This is a genomic window from Streptomyces sp. DT2A-34, assembly GCF_030499515.1.
Classification (GTDB): Bacteria; Actinomycetota; Actinomycetes; order Streptomycetales; family Streptomycetaceae; genus Streptomyces.
In genome coordinates, this window is the sequence record NZ_JASTWJ010000001.1 from 8,074,933 (window position 1) to 8,091,497 (window position 16,565).

Consider the following 16,565-nt stretch of genomic DNA (forward strand, 5'->3'; position numbering starts at 1 on the left):
CGGGCGCCTGTCGGTGTCTCAGCGGGCGGGCGACATGCGTCTGCCGCAGCCGGGCTGACTAGGCTGGACCGGCGAAAGAGCCGATCCGTACAGCAGCAAGGAGCCAAGCCGTGGCGGTACGAGCGGTCCGGGGGGCCGTCCAACTGGAGCGGGACGAGGCCGTCCACATGGACGAGCAGGTCGGGGCCCTGCTCACCGCGATTCTGGAGCGCAACGGCCTGAGCCCGGACGATCTGATCAGCATCTGGTTCACGGCCACGCCCGACCTGCACAGCGACTTCCCGGCGGCCGCCGCCCGCAAGCTCGGCATCGTCGACGTGCCGCTGATCTGCGCCCAGGAGCTGGACATCGCCGGCGCCATGCCCCGGGTCGTGCGCGTCCTGGCGCACATCGAGTCCGACAAGCCCCGCGCCGACATCGCGCACGTCTACCTCGGCGCCGCGGCCGCCCTGCGCAAGGACATCGCCCAGTGAGAACCGCACTCGTCATCGGCACCGGCCTCATCGGTACGTCCGCCGCGCTGGCGCTGGCAGGGCGCGGCGTCGTCGTCCACCTCGCCGACCACGACCCCGAGCAGGCCCGTACGGCGGCCGCGCTCGGCGCCGGCACGGACGAGGCGCCCGAGGGGCCCGTGGACCTCGCGATCGTCGCCGCCCCGCCCGCGCACGTGGCCGGGGTGCTCGCCGACGCCATGCGCCGGGGTGTGGCCCGCGGCTACCTCGACGTGGCCAGCGTCAAGGGCGGGCCGCGGCGTGAGCTGGAGGCGCTGGGGCTGGATCTGTCCGCGTACATCGGTACGCATCCCATGTCGGGCCGGGAGAAGTCCGGGCCGCTGGCCGCCACCGGGGACCTCTTCGAGGGCCGTCCCTGGGTGCTGACGCCGACCCGCGACACCGACACCGAGGTGCTGAACCTCGCCCTGGAGCTGGTCTCGCACTGCCGTGCGGTGCCGGTGGTGATGGACGCCGACGCCCACGACCGGGCGGTCGCCCTGGTGTCGCACATGCCGCACCTGGTGTCCAGCATGGTCGCCGCGCGGCTGGAGAACGCCGAGGAGGCGGCCGTACGGCTGTGCGGTCAGGGCATTCGTGACGTGACGCGGATCGCGGCGTCCGATCCGCGGATGTGGATCGACATCCTCTCCGCGAACCCGGGGCCGGTCGCCGACCTGCTCACGGATGTCGCCGCGGACCTGGAGGAGACGGTGCGGGCGCTGCGGGCGCTGCAGTCGTCCGACGACGTCAAGCGGCTGGAGGGGACGTCCGGGATCGAGGACGTGCTGCGGCGCGGGAACGCGGGGCAGGTGCGCGTGCCCGGTAAGCACGGGGCGGCTCCTCGGGTCTACGAGGTCGTCGCGGTGCTGATCGACGACCAGCCGGGGCAGCTGGCTCGGATCTTCGCGGATGCGGGGCGGGCCGGGGTCAATATCGAGGACGTGCGGATCGAGCATGCGACGGGGCAGCAGGCCGGTCTGGTGCAGTTGATGGTGGAGCCGAAGGCGGCGACGGTGCTCAGTGCTGCGCTGCGGGAGCGGGGTTGGGCGATCCGTCAGTAGGGTTTCTCGCCCCCGCCGCCCCTACCCGTCCCGTCCCCAGGGGCTGCCGCCCCTTCGACCCCCCTGGGGGCTGCCGCCCCTTCGACCCCCCTGGGGGCTGCCGCCCCCAGGCCCCCGCTTCGGCCCTGAACGAGCTTCGTCCTCAAACGCCGGACGGGCTGGATGACGCTGACCGGCCTCAAGAGGCGAAGGCACCTGCGGGTGGGTGGGTGGGGGCTGGGGACGGCGTGGGCTCGTTCTCGAACGCCGGGCGGGCTGAAATGACTGGGCCGGCGCTGGGAAGTGGTCGTGTCGGGCGGGCTGATGAAGTGCGCGGCCGGATGAGTGACCCGCACCCAGTAACCTTGTGCGGGGCACGTTCGCGCCCCGCCCCTCCCGCCTCACCGCACCAGGAAGGTGTTCCCCCGTGGAAAACGGTGCCGCCAAGCCCGTGATTGTCGCCATCGACGGCCCCTCCGGCACGGGCAAGTCGAGCACGTCGAAGGCCGTCGCCGCGCAGCTCGGGCTGAGCTACCTCGACACCGGCGCCCAGTACCGGGCGATCACCTGGTGGATGGTGGCCAACGGGATCGACATCGAGGACCCGACCGCGATCGCCGCCGTGGCCGGCAAGCCCGAGATCGTCTCCGGCACCGACCCGGCGAACCCGACGATCACCGTCGACGGCACCGACGTGGCCGGCCCGATCCGCACCCAGGAGGTCACCTCCAAGGTCAGCGCGGTCAGCGCGGTGCCCGACGTGCGCGCCCGGATCACCGAGCTGCAGCGCTCCCTGGCCACCTCCGCGGAGATCGGCATCGTCGTCGAGGGCCGTGACATCGGTACGACCGTGCTGCCCGACGCGGATCTGAAGATCTTCCTCACCGCCTCCCCGGAGGCCCGCGCCGCCCGCCGCACCGGCGAGCTGAAGGGCGCCGACGTGCACACGACCCGCGAGGCGCTGCTGAAGCGGGACGCGGCCGACTCCAGCCGCAAGACCTCGCCGCTCGCCAAGGCGGACGACGCGGTCGAGGTGGACACCACCGAGCTCACGCTGCAGCAGGTCATCGAGTGCGTCGTCACGCTCGTCGAGGAGAAGCGGGCCGGAAAGTGACGACACCCTCCGAGAAGGGCGCCGAGGTCGGGCGGCGCATCGGCGTCGGCCTGATGTACGGGCTGTGGAAGCCGCGCGTGCTCGGCGCCTGGAAGGTGCCCGCGACCGGGCCGGTGCTATTCGCCGTCAACCACTCCCACAACATCGACGGCCCGATGGTCATGGGCGTGGCGCCCCGGCCGACGCACTTCCTGATCAAGAAGGAGGCGTTCGTCGGTCCGCTCGACCCCTTCCTGACCGGCATCGGCCAGCTGAAGGTGGACCGCGAGACCACCGACCGCACGGCGATCACGCAGGCCCTCGACGTCCTGTCGGCCGGAGGTGTCCTCGGCATCTTCCCGGAGGGCACCCGAGGCGGGGGCGACTTCGCCTCCCTGCGCGCCGGACTCGCGTACTTCGCGGTGCGTAGCGGGGCGCCGATAGTGCCGATCGCCGTGCTGGGAAGTTCCGAACGGCAGGGACGGTTGATAAAGGGGCTGCCTCCGCTGCGCAGCCGTATCGACGTCGTCTTCGGCGACCCCTTCGAGGCGGGCGACGGCAGCGGCCGGCGTACTCGCAAGGCGCTGGACGAGGCGACCGAGCGCATCCAGAAGCAGCTCACCGCGCACCTGGAAAACGCCAGGCGACTGACCGGCCGCTAGGCGACACTGAGTAGTGGATCAGACCGGCACAAAGGCACCGGGCGGTCCACCGATCACCACGATGAACGAGGTACGGACTTCATGAACGACCACATCCACTCCGAGGGCTCGCTCGAAGAGCACGAGCACGGAGAGCTTGGCGATGCCGAGTACGCGGAGTTCATGGAGCTCGCCGCGGAAGAGGGCTTCGACCTGGAGGACGTCGAGGGGGCGATTGAGGCGGCCGGTCATGGGCCGCTTCCCGTCCTCGCCGTCGTCGGGCGGCCCAACGTCGGCAAGTCGACTCTCGTCAACCGCATCATCGGGCGCCGCGAGGCGGTCGTCGAGGACAAGCCCGGCGTCACCCGTGACCGCGTGACCTACGAGGCCGAGTGGGCGGGCCGCCGCTTCAAGGTCGTCGACACCGGCGGCTGGGAGCAGGACGTCTTCGGTATCGACGCCTCCGTGGCCGCGCAGGCCGAGTTCGCGATCGAGGCCGCCGACGCCGTCGTGTTCGTCGTCGACGCCAAGGTGGGCGCCACTGACACCGACGAGGCGGTTGTACGACTGCTGCGCAAGGCCGGCAAGCCCGTGGTGCTCTGCGCCAACAAGGTCGACGGTCCCAGTGGTGAGGCGGACGCCGCGTATCTGTGGTCGCTGGGGCTGGGGGAGCCGCACCCCGTCTCCGCGCTGCACGGCCGTGGCACCGGCGACATGCTGGACGCCGTCCTGGAGGCGCTGCCGGAGGCCCCGCGCGAGTCCTTCGGCGGGGGCGGCATCGGCGGTCCGCGCCGCATCGCCCTGATCGGCCGCCCGAACGTCGGCAAGTCGTCCCTGCTGAACAAGGTGGCGGGCGAGGAGCGCGTCGTCGTCAACGAAATCGCCGGTACGACCCGTGACCCCGTCGACGAGCTCATCGAACTGGGCGGCGTGACCTGGAAGTTCGTCGACACGGCGGGCATCCGCAAGCGCGTCCACCTCCAGCAGGGCGCCGACTACTACGCCTCGCTGCGCACCGCGGCCGCCGTCGAGAAGGCCGAGGTCGCCGTCGTCCTGATCGACGGCTCCGAGTCCATCTCGGTGCAGGACCAGCGCATCGTCACGATGGCCGTGGAGGCGGGCCGCGCGATGGTGATCGCCTACAACAAGTGGGACACCCTCGACGAGGAGCGCCGCTACTACCTGGAGCGCGAGATCGAGACCGAGTTCGGCCAGGTCGCCTGGGCGCCGCGGGTCAATGTCTCCGCGCGCACCGGCCGGCACATGGAGAAGCTGGTCCCGGCGATCGAGACAGCCCTCGCCGGCTGGGAGACCCGCGTCCCGACCGGCCGCCTGAACGCCTTCCTCGGCGAGCTGGTAGCCGCCCACCCCCACCCGGTCCGCGGCGGCAAGCAGCCCCGCATCCTGTTCGGCACCCAGGCCGGCACCAAGCCCCCGCGGTTCGTGCTCTTCGCCTCCGGGTTCATCGAGGCGGGCTACCGCCGGTTCATCGAGCGCCGGCTGCGCGAGGAGTTCGGCTTCGAGGGCACGCCGATCCATATCTCGGTGCGGGTGCGGGAGAAGCGCGGCAAGAAGAAGTAACGGACATGACGGAAGGGCGGCCCGGTGAGGGCCGCCCTTCCGTGTGTTCAGCCTCTGCGCGCCGGTGGCAGCGCGGCCGGGACGTGGTGCATCCCCGTGCCCTGCGGTCCGATGTGCCCGACGCGCTGCCACTGCGGCTGCTGGCCGTGGCCCTGGCGCGCACTGTGGGCCCCCGCACTGTAGGCGGTGTACGAACTGCTGAACGACCCCGGGCGGTGACCCCCGTACGAGCCCGTACTCCGCGGGATGTTCCCGAACGCGATGAACCCCAGCTCCTCCTCACCGCTGCGATCACCCGGCAGCGAACGGAAGGACTTGACGTACTCGGCGTAGAGCGCGTCGTAGATCGGCGTGGGCGAGGGGCCGCCCTGATGGCGGGGAACGTCGTATGCATGCACGTATGTCCAAACGACCCCGCGCTCGAAGAGATGCGGCCGCCGCGAAGGATCGCCTGCTCATCGGGGGCGCCAGCAGCGTCCCTGGGGTGCGAGGCAGGCGCTCTCAGGTGCCCGCGAGAGGCAACGCCGCGCCGACCAGTTTGCCGTTCGCCGCGGCCTTGTCCAGCGCCTCCCGCAGCAGGTCCTCCCGGGGCTGGCGCCCGATCGAACCCACCGGTGCCGCGAACATCAGCACCTGCTGGTGCTTGTTCGCGGCGGCCCGCCAGCCGTCGGTCACCAGCAACGGCTGATGCGCCTGCCACCAGGCGACCGGCTGCCCGCCGTTGGTCCCGGGCTGGAGGACCGCGTGCAGCTGCCCCATGGCCAGCAGCACGGACCAGCCGTGCAGCACCGGCGGTACATCGGCCAGCTCCGTCACCGGCATGAACCCCTGCTCGATGAGCAGCGGCAGGAAGTCGTCCCCGGCACCGAGCGACCCGGGGCGCACGATGGGCCCGGTCGGTTCGACGACCAGGGCGGGGTGCAGTTCCCCCGCGATCAGCACCAGTCCGCTGGTCACGCCGAGCACGGCCTGCTCCGGCACGATCGACTCCGGCTCCAGATCGACCCGGTCGCCGGTGATGGACTTCACGGCACCCTGCAACTGCTCCTCGGTGACCTGGACGACCTGCGAGGGCAGGCAGGTGGCGTGGGCGAAGGCGAGGACTGCGGTCTCGTCCCCGATGAACAGGACGGTGCTGGTGCGCTCCTGTTCGGAGTCGCCCGGGGTGCGGCAGGACGTGCAGTCGTAACTGCCGGGGGCGTTCTCTCCGGCGAGCAGCCGGTCGGCTTCTTCGTCGCCGATCTCGGCACGTACCTCGTCGCTGACGTCGAGCATGCGCGGCACGGTTGGCTCCCTCGGGATGCGGTGCGTGGCGGGGCCGGGTGGCTCCCGGCCCGTGAACCGGGCGGGTGCCGGGCTCATGAAGAAGACAACGGACGATCTGTGGCGGGAGTCACGCACCTGGGCGAACGGAATCGAACCATCCACAGCGCACGGTCACCTCGGGTGCGGAATCACGTACTCACCGTCAACTCTTCGTGAGTACAAGGAAGTTGGTGGCGTGGGGTGCGTCACAGATCACCGGGGTGGTTGGTCGACAAATCCGGAAATCAGCGAATGAAGTGGGTGGCCGGAAATCGCCGATACCGGAGGTAACGGCGAACTGGCCTGGAATGACAAGGAGTTGGTTGTGCCGACCGGGCGCCCTCCCTACATTCCTCGGCCGTGTGCAACGAGCACCGCTCGGGTACGTCCGCCGGCCGCAACAAGCCAGCTCGCAGTACCGACTCCGGCGGACGGGGTGAGCGCGACTCACGCGCCCCATGGCGTGGGAGGGGCGCTTCGCCCTGGGGGATCCCGAGTGCTTCGAGAGGGAACTACATGTCCGAATGTGCCGATAACACTCACGGCAACGGTCTCAAGACGCAGCAGGCTCCGAACCGGAGCCGGACTCGTACGACGGCGGTCCTCGCCGGGGCGGTACTGCTCGCCCCGCTCGGGCTGCTGGCCGCCACCGGCAACGCCGCGGCGGCGGACGGCGGAGTGTGGGACCGCATCGCACAGTGCGAGAGCGGCGGCAACTGGCACATCAACACCGGCAACGGCTACTACGGCGGACTGCAGTTCGCCCCCTCCACCTGGCGCGCGTACGGCGGTACGGCCTACGCGCCGACGGCGGACCAGGCAAGCAAGGCCCAGCAGATCGCCGTGGCCACCAAGGTCCAGCGCGCCCAGGGGTGGGGTGCGTGGCCGACCTGTTCGGCTCGTGCCGGAGCGTCCGGAGGCGCACCCGCGGCTCCCGCCACCGGCTCGGCCTCCTCCTCCGCCAAGGCGGCCCCGTCGACTCCCTCGCAGACGCCGGAGCGTTCGGCGGGACACCCGAACCGCGGCTCGTCCCGCGGTGACCACACCGTCCGTGAGGGCGACACGCTCAGCGGCATCGCCGCCCGGCACGGGACCACCTGGGAGCGGCTCTACGCCGCCAACAAGTCCGTCATCGGCGGTGATCCCCATCTGATCGTGCCCGGACAGCGCCTCGAACTCTGAGCGCGTCGCCCGCTGCCCCGGGCGCGGGGCCCCACTCGGTCCGCCGACCGGGTGGGGCCCCGGCGGCCGTCGGACGCGCCGCCCCGGCCGACCGTAATAAGCTGCCTAGCGTGCTGATATGAAATGCACACGACTCACGATCGCCCTGGCCGCCGCACTGTTCACCGCGGTTCTCCCGGGAACGTCGCACGCGGCGCAGCCAACGCACCCGACGCAGCACGTCCATACGGCACCACCACCGGCCCCCGGACCGCCGCCCAAACCCGCGGCGTACGGCTGTGCCAAGGACCAGTGGCCCTGGGGCTGTGTCGCCAAGTGCGAGAGCGGCGGCAATTGGAGCATCAACACCGGCAACGGCCACTACGGGGGACTGCAGTTCTCGCAGTCGACCTGGGAGGGCTTCGGCGGGGGGAAGTACGCCCCGCGCGCGGATCTCGCCACCCGCAAGGAGCAGATCACGATCGCCCGGAAAGTGGTGGCCGTGCAGGGGTGGGGGGCCTGGCCGCAGTGCTCCAGGCGGTACGGGCTCAAGGGCCGTATGCAACTGGAGAAACCCAGCGTCGTGGATCGCCTGACCTCGAAGACATCGCAGCTCATCCGGAAGGGCTCGACCCGGTTCGGCGCGCTGCACGGCGCTCCCACTCGCCGCTCTCTCCGCTGAACACGACCGCACCCCGCCGCAGTTCGTGGACGAGTGCCGCCTTGCCGCGCAGCACGCGCGGCAGGCGCTGCTCGGTGACGATCACGCAGGCGTCGAGTCCGCTCAGCAGTTCGTACGTACGGGCCGCCACCGCGGGCGACATGCCCTGCGCGGGCTCGTCCACGAGCACCACGCGCGCGCGTGCCAGCAGGGCACGGGCGAGGGCGAGCATGCGCTGCTCGCCGCCGGAGAGGGTGCCGGCGCGGCGCGCGAGGAGAGGCGCGAGCCGGGGGTAGACGTCGAGGGCGATGTCGTACGAGTCGGCCGCGAGTTCGAGGTTCTCGCGCACGGTGAGGGAGCCGAACGTCGCCTGCCGCTCGGGGACCAGGCACAGACCGCGGCGGGCCCGCTCGTATGCGGGCATACGGGTCACGTCGGCGCCGTCCCACACCACCGCGCCGCCCGACAGGGGCACGGTGCCGGCCAGGGCGCGCAGCGCGGTCGTACGGCCGGATCCGTTCCGTCCCAGCAGAACGGTGAGGCCGGGGCCGGGGCCGGGGGCGGGGAGGGTGACGCCGTGCAGGGCCTCCACGGGGCCGTAGCGCACGCGCGCGTGGCGCAGCGAGATCGTGGTCATACGGGGGTCTCCTGGGAGCCTGCGAGGTCGAGCACGTGGCCGGGTGGGCCGGAGGCGACGACGCGGCCCGCCGCCATGACGTGCACGGTGTCGGCGAGGTCGGCGACCAGGTCGAGGTCGTGCTCGACGACGAGCAGGGCCGTGCCGTCGGCGGCGAGGGCCTTCAGGACCCGGGCCAGTGCGGTGACTTCTGCGGTGTCGAGGCCGGCGGCGGGTTCGTCGAGCAGCAGCACGCGCGGGCTGCCGGCGAGGGCGCGGGCCAGTTCGACGCGGCGCAGTGTGCCGGTGGGGAGGTCGGCGGCGGGCATGGCCCGTACGGGGCCGTCGAGGTCGAGGAGTGCGAGGGCGCGTTCCACGGCCGCGGGGTCTCGGACTCGGCCCTGCTCGGCGCCTACGCGGACGTTTTCGGCGACGGTCAAGGAGGGGAATACGGCCAGTTGCTGGAAGGTGCGGGCGATGCCGAGGCGGGTGCGGGCGTGGGCCGGCATACGGGTGATGTCCCGGGTGCCGAGCAGGACTTGGCCGTGGGCGGGGCGGTGGGTGCCGGCCAGGCAGTGGAACAGGGTGCTCTTTCCGGCGCCGTTGGGGCCGATGATCGCGGTGATGTGGCCGGGTGGGACGGTGAGGGTGACGTCGTCGAGGGCGGTGAAGGTGCCGTAGCGGACTTGGAGGTGGTGGGTGGTGAGGGTGGCGTTGCCGGGTGCGGGTGCGGGTGCGGGTGCGTGGGGGTGCACGCGGCCTTCGGCCGCGTTTGGGTTCCCACCCGCACCGCCCGTACTGCTTTCGTCGTCGGGTGCGAGTGGCCCTTGTGGGGGCTCAGCGCCGTCGGCGGCCCCGGCTGGTCGGGGCTGCGCCGCGGACCTGCCGGGTGCCTTGCGTCCATCGGTTCCGCCGCTCGCACCACCCCGCTCGTCCCCGCGTGTCGCCCCCGTCGGCCCTGGCGCCGTCACCCCCGCCGAGGTCGGCTGAGATGCAGGTCCTCGCTCCGGTGGTCGCAGTCGCCTCCGCACCTCCGCCCCCGACGCCGTAAGCCTCGCCCTCCGCCGCAGCCTCCCCGTCGCCGCACGCAGTGCCTCGTACGGTCCCCCGGGGAAGCGGCCCACCAGCACCGCCAGCACCCCGATCAGGGCCGCCGCCACCCCGCCCCGGGCGCCCGCGTCGAGGCCGACCAGGAGGGCAGCCGCCAGCAGGGCGCCCAGGGTGCTGTCGGCGCCCAGGACGACTACCGCGGCGAACCAGAGGAGGCCGCGGACCGGGTCGTAGGCGGTCGGGTCGAAGGCGCGCAGGCCCATGCCGAGCAGGCCGCCGCCCAGCGCCGCCAGGGCGGCGCCGGAGACGAAGGCCAGGAGCTTCAAGGAGGGCACCTGGACGCCTGCCGCCGATGCCCCTGACTCGTGGTCCCGCATCGCCGCCAGGGCCCGGCCCGTGCGGCCCCGGCGCAGCAGCCGGGTCGTCAGCAGGGCGGCCGCGAGGAGGGCCAGTTCCAGGACGTAGTAGGCGCGGTCGCCCTCGAACCCGGCCGGGCGGTCCAGGGGGAGGCCCGAGATGGCGTACGGCTGGGTGAAGACGAAGCGGCTCACGCCGACGCCCACCGCGAAGGTCGCCAGCGCCAGGGCGAGACCCCGGCGGCTGATCGCCGGCCAGCCGGTGAGGAGGCCTAAGGGGGCTACGAGGACGACCGCCAGCCCCAGTGCCGCGAGTTCCGGCAGGCGCGGCAGACCCGGGAAGCGGCCCGCCGCCAGCAGGGCCGTGAACAGGGCGCCCAGGCCCGCGTACGCCGCCTGGCCGAGGGAGATCTGGCCGCCCCGGCCCGTGACCACGACCAGGGACAGCAGCACCACGGCCAGCGCCGGCACCTGTACCGACGTGTGCAGGTCCGAGCCCGCGAAGCCCAGGGGGAGCAGGAAGAGAACCGCCGCCACGATCCAGGCGCCCGGCGGGGTCGGCACGCGCGCGGTGGCCGTGCGGGGCAGGGCGTCGCGGGTGCCGACGCGGGGGAGGGCCAGGGCGGCGATCAGCAGGGCCACGACGAAGAGGTTCGTGCCGACGGCCTGCAGGAGGGGCGCGCCCCAGCCGGAGGGGTGCAGGCGCGTCAGCTGGCTCTGGGCCACGCCGATGCCCAGGGCCGCGATCACCGCGACCGGCAGGCTGCGCATGCGTGCGGCCACCGCGACCGCGACCACCTCCATGACCAGCAGCGGCATGCCGTACGGGTCCAGGCGGACGTACGGCGCCAGCAGCACGCCCGTCAGGCCCGCCGTGAACGAGCCGAACGCCCAGCCCGCCGCCGCCACCCGGTCCGCGTCGATGCCGCCGAGCGCGGCAAGTTGGCGGTCGTCCACCACGGCACGGAGTTCCCGCCCGAAGCGTGTCCAGCGGATGACCGCCCCGACCCCGGCCGCCAGCATCAGCGCCACCGCCAGCTGACCCCACGGATCCGCCGACACCAGCTCCGGCGCGTCGTCCCGCGCCCCCAGGCCCCACCACAGCGCCGCCCCGCCCACCAGCAGCACGAACACCCCGATGGACGCGACCAGGGTCTGCGCCGGGTCGCTGCCCAGGACCGCGAGCGGCCGGAAGACGAACCGTTCCAGCACCATCCCGATGCCGGGCGCGAGCACCAGCAGTGTCACCGCAGCGCTCGCCCACAGCGGCCAGTCCCACTCCACCACGCACTGCCGCAGCACATACGCGCACACCATCGCGATCGCCCCGTGCGCGAAGTTCAGCACCCCGGTCGCGCGGTACGTCACGACCAGACCGATCCCGGTGAGCGCGGCGGCGCTGCCGACCGACAGTCCGGCCAGGGTGAGGTCGTACGTCAGGGAGGACATCAGTCGTCCGCTTCGGCGGGCTCACAGATCGGGCACGGGCCCAGTTCGCCGCTCCTCACCAGCTTCGCGTCGACCGGCACCGCCTCCACCTTCCCGGCGACCAGCGGGCAGTCCGCGCGGTGCCAGAGGGTGCCGCCGGGCACCATCAGCAGGTCCGCGCTGACCGCGAGCGGCGCCGCGGCCGCCTGCCGGGACTCCTCCGCGTCGGCGGGCTCGGCGGCCACCAGAAGGCCGTACAGCTCCTCCACGCGGGCGGCGGCGAGGGCGCCTCGGCCGTGGGTCAGCAGCACCGCCCCGGCGATGATCAGCGCGGCGCCGGGAATCGTGCAGGACGCGAGATACGGCAGCTGCCGCTCGGCGAAGCGCTCGCCGGAGATGCCGTACCAGCCGATGACGCACAGCACCGCGCCCGCCGCGAGCGCGGCCCAGCCGGCCCAGAGGACGGGGTGCACGGTCCGCAGTCGGGCTGTCCGCATCGCCGGCTCCCACACGTCGGGTTTCGGGGCACGCACAGCGGGTTTCTGCGCATGTGCCTGTCCATGTCAGCCAATGGCTTGCACTATGCCTCCTGCAAGCTGACCCTGAAAGCACCGGGCGCGCACGGCCCGGATCGACACCCGGTGGTGAGCCAGATGGTTCTCGGGAGCGACCTCAGGCGGAGCAACGCACACAGGAGGCGTTGCCCACGGGCGGCGGGACGGGGGACCGCGGCGGCGGCCGCCCTGCTCCTGTTCCTCGCCCCGGCCCTCGTGGCCTGCAGCGACGACGAGGGAGGCGGCGGCAACGAGACGCCGCCGACACCGACCGTCGAGCGGACCGAGCCGACCGAGCGGTCGCCGGCCGCGACGGCGCCCGCCGACGTGGGGGCCGCCGAGACGGAGATCGAGCAGAACTGGCAGAAGTTCTTCGACCCGAAGACGTCCCTGGAGGACAAGCGGACCGTCCTGGAGAACGGCGACCGGATGGCGCCGGTCCTGCAGGCGTTCAGCGGTGACGAGCGCGGCGGACAGGTCCAGGCGAAGGTCTCCAAGGTCGAGTTCACCTCGCCGACCGAGGCGAACGTGACGTACGACCTCACCCTGAAGGGCGCGACCGCCCTGCCGAACGCCTCCGGGACCGCGGTCGAACAGGACGGCACCTGGAAGGTGTCCGCCAAGACACTGTGCGCGCTGGTCCAGTTGAGCGGCAATGGGTCGCCGATCCCGGGGTGCTGAGGCGGCGATCGCCGTGGTGGTACTGGCTCTGAGTACGGCGTGCGGCAGCCGGCTGCCGGAGAGCGACTTCGAGCACCGCGACCGGAGCACTCCCTCGGCGCCCGCCGGTGACCGCACCCCGATCCGCGTCGGCATCATCACCAGCGCCACCAGCCCCGTCGGCGGCAGCGCCTTCACCGGCCCCCGCGACGGCGCCAAGGCCTTCTTCGACCGCCTCAACGCGCGCGGAGGCATCGACGGGCGCCGGGTCGAGGTGCGCGAGTGCGACGACGGCGGCAGCGGCGTCGGCAACAACGAGTGCGTGCACGAGCTGATCGACGAGGACGAGGTCGTCGCCCTGGTCGCCACCACCGCCCTGGACTACGCCGGCGCCTCCCGCGTCTCACGCGCGCGCGTGCCCGACATCGGCGGCCAGCCCATCGGGGCCGCCTACGACACCTACCCGCACCTCTACGGCATCTACGGCAGCCTCGCGCCCCGCCACGGCACCACCGGCTGGGACGGCAAGCAGTACGGCGGCACCGAGATCTACCGCTACTTCAAGCGCGAGCACGGCGCCCGTACGGCCGCCGTAGTCTCCTACAACCAGCCCGCGTCCGCCGCCTACGCCCGGCTCGTCGAGCGGGGGCTGAAGGCCGAGGGCTACAAGGTGGTCACCGAGCAGGTCGACTTCGCGCTGTCCAACTTCCGGGCGGTCGCGGCCGATCTGAAGGAGCAGGGCGCCGACCTCGTCTTCGACGCCATCGACAGCCACGGCAACGCCCGGCTGTGCGAGGCGATGGACGACGTCGGCGCCGACGTCACCGCCAAGGTCACGAACGTCCAGAACTGGACCTCCACCGTCGCCGAGGAGTACAAGGACTCCCCGCGCTGCCGCAACGCCCTGTGGGCCACCGGGTCGTCCCGCAATCACGAGGACACGGACCTGGACGCCGTACGGGAGTTCCGGGACGCCACCGACGGGCTGAAGGCGCACTCCCAGTGGCAGTTGGAGGGCTGGGCCGCGGCGATGTGGTTCACGGACGCGGCGAAGTCGTGTGCCGAACAGGGCGTCACGCGCGCGTGTGTCGACGACTTCATGAACCGCAGCCAGGGGTACACCGCCGACGGCCTGCTGATCCCGGTCAGGTTCGAGCGGCTGGCCGAGCCGCCGAAGAGCCGTCGGACCTGTCTGTCCGTGGCCCGCTGGGAGGACGGCAAAGGCTGGGTCTCCCAAGGAGACATGAACGGCACGTGCTTCGAGGTCCCGCAGCTGTCGTATCAGCCGTGACGGGCAACCAAAAGGCCGCATCGTCGGTCCAACCGACAGAGCACAGAGCCGAGGGAGGAACCGCAGCGTATGACGCCCGTGTCGCAGGCAGTACCCCTGCGTGCCGACTGCATCGCGGATTCGGCCGGCGGGCTGACCTTCGACGTCACCTCGGCCGGAGTCACCGAGGCGGCCCACCTGGTCCTGCGCCACCGCGAGGGCCACGAGGAGGTCACCCTGCCCCTGACCCCGGCCACGACCGGCCGCCTGCGCGCCGCCCTGCCGAGCAGTGTCGCGCTGCCCGAGGGGCACTGGGACGCGTACGCGCGCGTGACGGAGGGGGAGCCGCACCGCTTGGCGCCGGGTGCCATGCAGGTGCACTCCCTCGCTTCCCGAGTCCCGTACGAGACCCGGCAGGGCAACCTGAGCGTGGAGTGCCGGGTGCCGGCCACGCCTTTAGCCAGGCCCTGTCGTCAAATGCCCGGCGTCCGCCCGTAGGCCGGGCAGGCGGGAAATTTGACGACAGGGCCTAGGGGGCTTGCTCGCTCTTCGGCTCCGGCTGCGGAGCCTCCAGCGCGTGCGCCGGGTGGTGCAGGTCGAACGCCGGGGACTCGGAGCGGATCCGCGGCAGCGCGGTGAAGTTGTGCCGCGGGGGCGGGCAGGAGGTCGCCCACTCCAGGGAGCGGCCGTAGCCCCAGGGGTCGTCGACCTGGACCTTCTGGCCGTACTTCGCGGTCTTCCAGACGTTGTAGAGGAACGGCAGCGTGGAGAGGCCGAGCAGGAACGCGCCGATCGTCGAGATCGTGTTCAGCGCCGTGAAGCCGTCGGCGGCGAGGTAGTCGGCGTACCGGCGGGGCATGCCCTCCGCGCCCAGCCAGTGCTGCACCAGGAACGTGGTGTGGAAGCCGACGAACAGCGTCCAGAAGTGGATCTTGCCCAGTCGCTCGTCGAGCATCTTCCCGGTGAACTTGGGCCACCAGAAGTGGAACCCGGCGAAGATCGCGAAGACGACGGTGCCGAAGACGACGTAGTGGAAGTGGGCGACGACGAAGTACGAGTCGGAGACGTGGAAGTCCATCGGCGGCGACGCCAGGATCACCCCGGTCAGCCCGCCGAACAGGAACGTCACCAGGAAGCCGAACGCCCACAGCATCGGGGTCTCGAAGGACAGCGAGCCCTTGATCATGGTGCCGGTCCAGTTGAAGAACTTCACACCCGTCGGCACCGCGATCAGGAAGCTCATGAAGGAGAAGAACGGCAGCAGCACCGCGCCCGTGACGAACATGTGGTGCGCCCACACCACCATCGACAGACCGGTGATCGCCATCGTCGCCGCGACGAGTGTCAGATAGCCGAACAGCGGCTTGCGCGCGAAGACCGGGATGATCTCGCTGATGATGCCGAAGAACGGCAGCGCGATGATGTACACCTCGGGATGGCCGAAGAACCAGAACAGGTGCTGCCACAGCAGCGCCCCGCCGCTGCCCGCCTCGAACACCACCGAGCCGAACCGGCGGTCCGCCTCCAGCACCAGCAATGCCGCCGCCAGCACCGGGAACGCCATCAGGATCAGGATCGACGTGAACAGCGTGTTCCACACGAAGATCGGCATCCGGAACATCGTCATGCCGGGGGCGCGCATCCCGATGATCGTGGTGATGAAGTTGACCGCGCCGAGGATCGTGCCGAAGCCCGCCAGCGCGAGACCCATGATCCACAGGTCGGCGCCGATGCCGGGCGAGCGCTCCAGGCTGTTGAGCGGCGCGTAGGCGAACCAGCCGAAGGAGGCCGGCCCGCTCGGCACGATCAGCGAGCCCATCACGATCAGGCCGCCGAACAGGAACAGCCAGTACGAGAACATGTTCAGCCGTGGGAAGGCCACGTCCGGGGCGCCGATCTGCAGCGGCATCAGCTCGTTGGCGAAGCCCGCGAAGGTCGGGGTCGCGAACAGCAGCAGCATGATCGTGCCGTGCATGGTGAACAGCTGGTTGAACTGCTCGTTGCTCAGCAACTGCGTCCCGGGCCGGGCCAGCTCGGCCCGCATCAGCAGGGCCATGACCCCGCCGGCCAGGAAGAACCCGAACGACGTGATCAGGTAGAGATGGCCGATCTTCTTGTGGTCGGTGGTGGTCAGCCAGTCGACGATCACCCGTCCGGGCTCTCCGGTCCGCTCGGGCCGTGCCGTCGCCCGTACGGTCTGCGTCCCCATCGCTCGCCCCTTCGCTCGTAGCGCCCCGGGCCCGCTGAAAGCCCGCGCCGCACGCGCCGACGCGAGCTCACGCCATGATGCTCGCGTCGGCAGCGCTCCGACAGGGGGCGTACGGAGATTCTGTGGTAGAACCATGTACTTTCTGTGCGATACCGGCTCCCGCGGCCCCCGCGGAATCGGGGGAATAGGAGTCCGTCAAGGAGTCCGGGGATAGTTCCCCGGGAACTTTTCCGGCGGGCCATTGGTCCGGCCGGTGCGACACGCGGAAATTACGATCGAATGCCTGCGGAAGTGCCTGCGGAAGGCCTACGGAACCGCTCGTCCGTGTGACGAAGAGTGGCCGAAACGCGTGTCGTGGTTCTGTGACAAAAGCGTGACCGGAGGGGGATGTGTGACCTGGATGGCCGCTACAAAGGTTCCCGGTCCGCTCTGGCCCGATCCTTCGC

The 16,565-nt window shown here is 71.5% G+C and carries 16 protein-coding genes; 10 read left to right on the plus strand and 6 right to left on the minus strand.

Annotated features, from left to right (window positions below):
* Positions 1-110: 110 nt before the first annotated feature.
* From aroH to der, 5 genes are all read left to right on the plus strand, one after another.
* Positions 111-473 (plus strand): chorismate mutase, encoded by a 363-nt coding sequence (gene aroH, locus QQM39_RS36070; protein ID WP_302001774.1) that lies wholly within the window; start codon positions 111-113, stop codon positions 471-473.
* On the plus strand, positions 470-1,555 hold the full coding sequence (locus QQM39_RS36075; protein WP_302001775.1) for a prephenate dehydrogenase: 1,086 nt from the start codon (positions 470-472) through the stop codon (positions 1,553-1,555). The genes aroH and QQM39_RS36075 overlap by 4 nt, the downstream gene beginning before the upstream one ends.
* Before the next feature lie 406 nt (positions 1,556-1,961).
* The gene (gene cmk, locus QQM39_RS36080; protein WP_302001776.1) at positions 1,962-2,648 is read left to right on the plus strand and encodes a (d)CMP kinase; all 687 of its coding nucleotides are present in this window, start codon (positions 1,962-1,964) and stop codon (positions 2,646-2,648) included.
* Between the two features lie 53 nt (positions 2,649-2,701).
* Positions 2,702-3,289, plus strand: a complete 588-nt coding sequence (locus QQM39_RS36085) for a 1-acyl-sn-glycerol-3-phosphate acyltransferase (protein ID WP_302003854.1) — start codon at positions 2,702-2,704, stop codon at positions 3,287-3,289.
* An 81-nt stretch (positions 3,290-3,370) separates the two neighbouring features.
* Complete coding sequence (gene der / locus QQM39_RS36090; RefSeq protein WP_302001778.1) at positions 3,371-4,849, plus strand: ribosome biogenesis GTPase Der; 1,479 nt, start codon at positions 3,371-3,373, stop codon at positions 4,847-4,849.
* Between the two features lie 47 nt (positions 4,850-4,896).
* On the opposite strand, the gene QQM39_RS36095 is transcribed toward der, so the two are convergent.
* Positions 4,897-5,247, minus strand: a complete 351-nt coding sequence (locus tag QQM39_RS36095) for a hypothetical protein (RefSeq protein WP_302001779.1) — start codon at positions 5,245-5,247, stop codon at positions 4,897-4,899.
* Between the two features lie 103 nt (positions 5,248-5,350).
* Positions 5,351-6,133, minus strand: coding sequence for a hypothetical protein (locus QQM39_RS36100; protein WP_302001780.1), 783 nt, complete (start codon positions 6,131-6,133; stop codon positions 5,351-5,353).
* Between the two features lie 537 nt (positions 6,134-6,670).
* On the opposite strand from QQM39_RS36100, the gene QQM39_RS36105 reads away from it, so the two are divergent.
* Together QQM39_RS36105 and QQM39_RS36110 are read left to right on the plus strand one after the other, a co-directional pair.
* Entirely contained in the window at positions 6,671-7,336 is a 666-nt protein-coding gene (locus tag QQM39_RS36105; RefSeq protein ID WP_302001781.1) for a transglycosylase family protein, read from the plus strand.
* 118 nt (positions 7,337-7,454) lie between these two features.
* Entirely contained in the window at positions 7,455-7,997 is a 543-nt protein-coding gene (locus QQM39_RS36110) for a transglycosylase family protein (protein ID WP_302001782.1), read from the plus strand.
* Here the strand turns inward: QQM39_RS36110 and QQM39_RS36115 are convergent.
* The 3 genes from QQM39_RS36115 to QQM39_RS36125 are packed head-to-tail and all read right to left on the minus strand — an operon-like array spanning position 7,930 to position 11,923.
* Entirely contained in the window at positions 7,930-8,613 is a 684-nt protein-coding gene (locus QQM39_RS36115; protein ID WP_302001783.1) for an ATP-binding cassette domain-containing protein, read from the minus strand. The two genes, QQM39_RS36110 and QQM39_RS36115, sit on opposite strands and share 68 nt — an antisense overlap.
* On the minus strand, positions 8,610-11,447 hold the full coding sequence (locus tag QQM39_RS36120; RefSeq protein WP_302001784.1) for an ATP-binding cassette domain-containing protein: 2,838 nt from the start codon (positions 11,445-11,447) through the stop codon (positions 8,610-8,612). Before QQM39_RS36120 ends, QQM39_RS36115 begins: the two co-directional genes overlap by 4 nt.
* The gene (locus tag QQM39_RS36125; protein ID WP_302001785.1) at positions 11,447-11,923 is read right to left on the minus strand and encodes a hypothetical protein; all 477 of its coding nucleotides are present in this window, start codon (positions 11,921-11,923) and stop codon (positions 11,447-11,449) included. Before QQM39_RS36125 ends, QQM39_RS36120 begins: the two co-directional genes overlap by 1 nt.
* Before the next feature lie 156 nt (positions 11,924-12,079).
* Between QQM39_RS36125 and QQM39_RS36130 the strand changes: the two genes are divergently transcribed.
* The 3 genes from QQM39_RS36130 to QQM39_RS36140 all read left to right on the plus strand — a co-directional run bounded on the left by QQM39_RS36130 (position 12,080) and on the right by QQM39_RS36140 (position 14,408).
* On the plus strand, positions 12,080-12,661 hold the full coding sequence (locus QQM39_RS36130) for a hypothetical protein (RefSeq protein WP_302001786.1): 582 nt from the start codon (positions 12,080-12,082) through the stop codon (positions 12,659-12,661).
* Complete coding sequence (locus QQM39_RS36135) at positions 12,636-13,931, plus strand: ABC transporter substrate-binding protein (RefSeq protein WP_302001787.1); 1,296 nt, start codon at positions 12,636-12,638, stop codon at positions 13,929-13,931. The genes QQM39_RS36130 and QQM39_RS36135 overlap by 26 nt, the downstream gene beginning before the upstream one ends.
* Positions 13,932-14,000: 69 nt before the next feature.
* Positions 14,001-14,408 (plus strand): hypothetical protein, encoded by a 408-nt coding sequence (locus QQM39_RS36140; protein WP_367669468.1) that lies wholly within the window; start codon positions 14,001-14,003, stop codon positions 14,406-14,408.
* Between the two features lie 31 nt (positions 14,409-14,439).
* On the opposite strand, the gene ctaD is transcribed toward QQM39_RS36140, so the two are convergent.
* Positions 14,440-16,119 (minus strand): cytochrome c oxidase subunit I, encoded by a 1,680-nt coding sequence (ctaD, locus tag QQM39_RS36145; RefSeq protein WP_302001788.1) that lies wholly within the window; start codon positions 16,117-16,119, stop codon positions 14,440-14,442.
* Positions 16,120-16,565 lie beyond the last annotated feature (446 nt).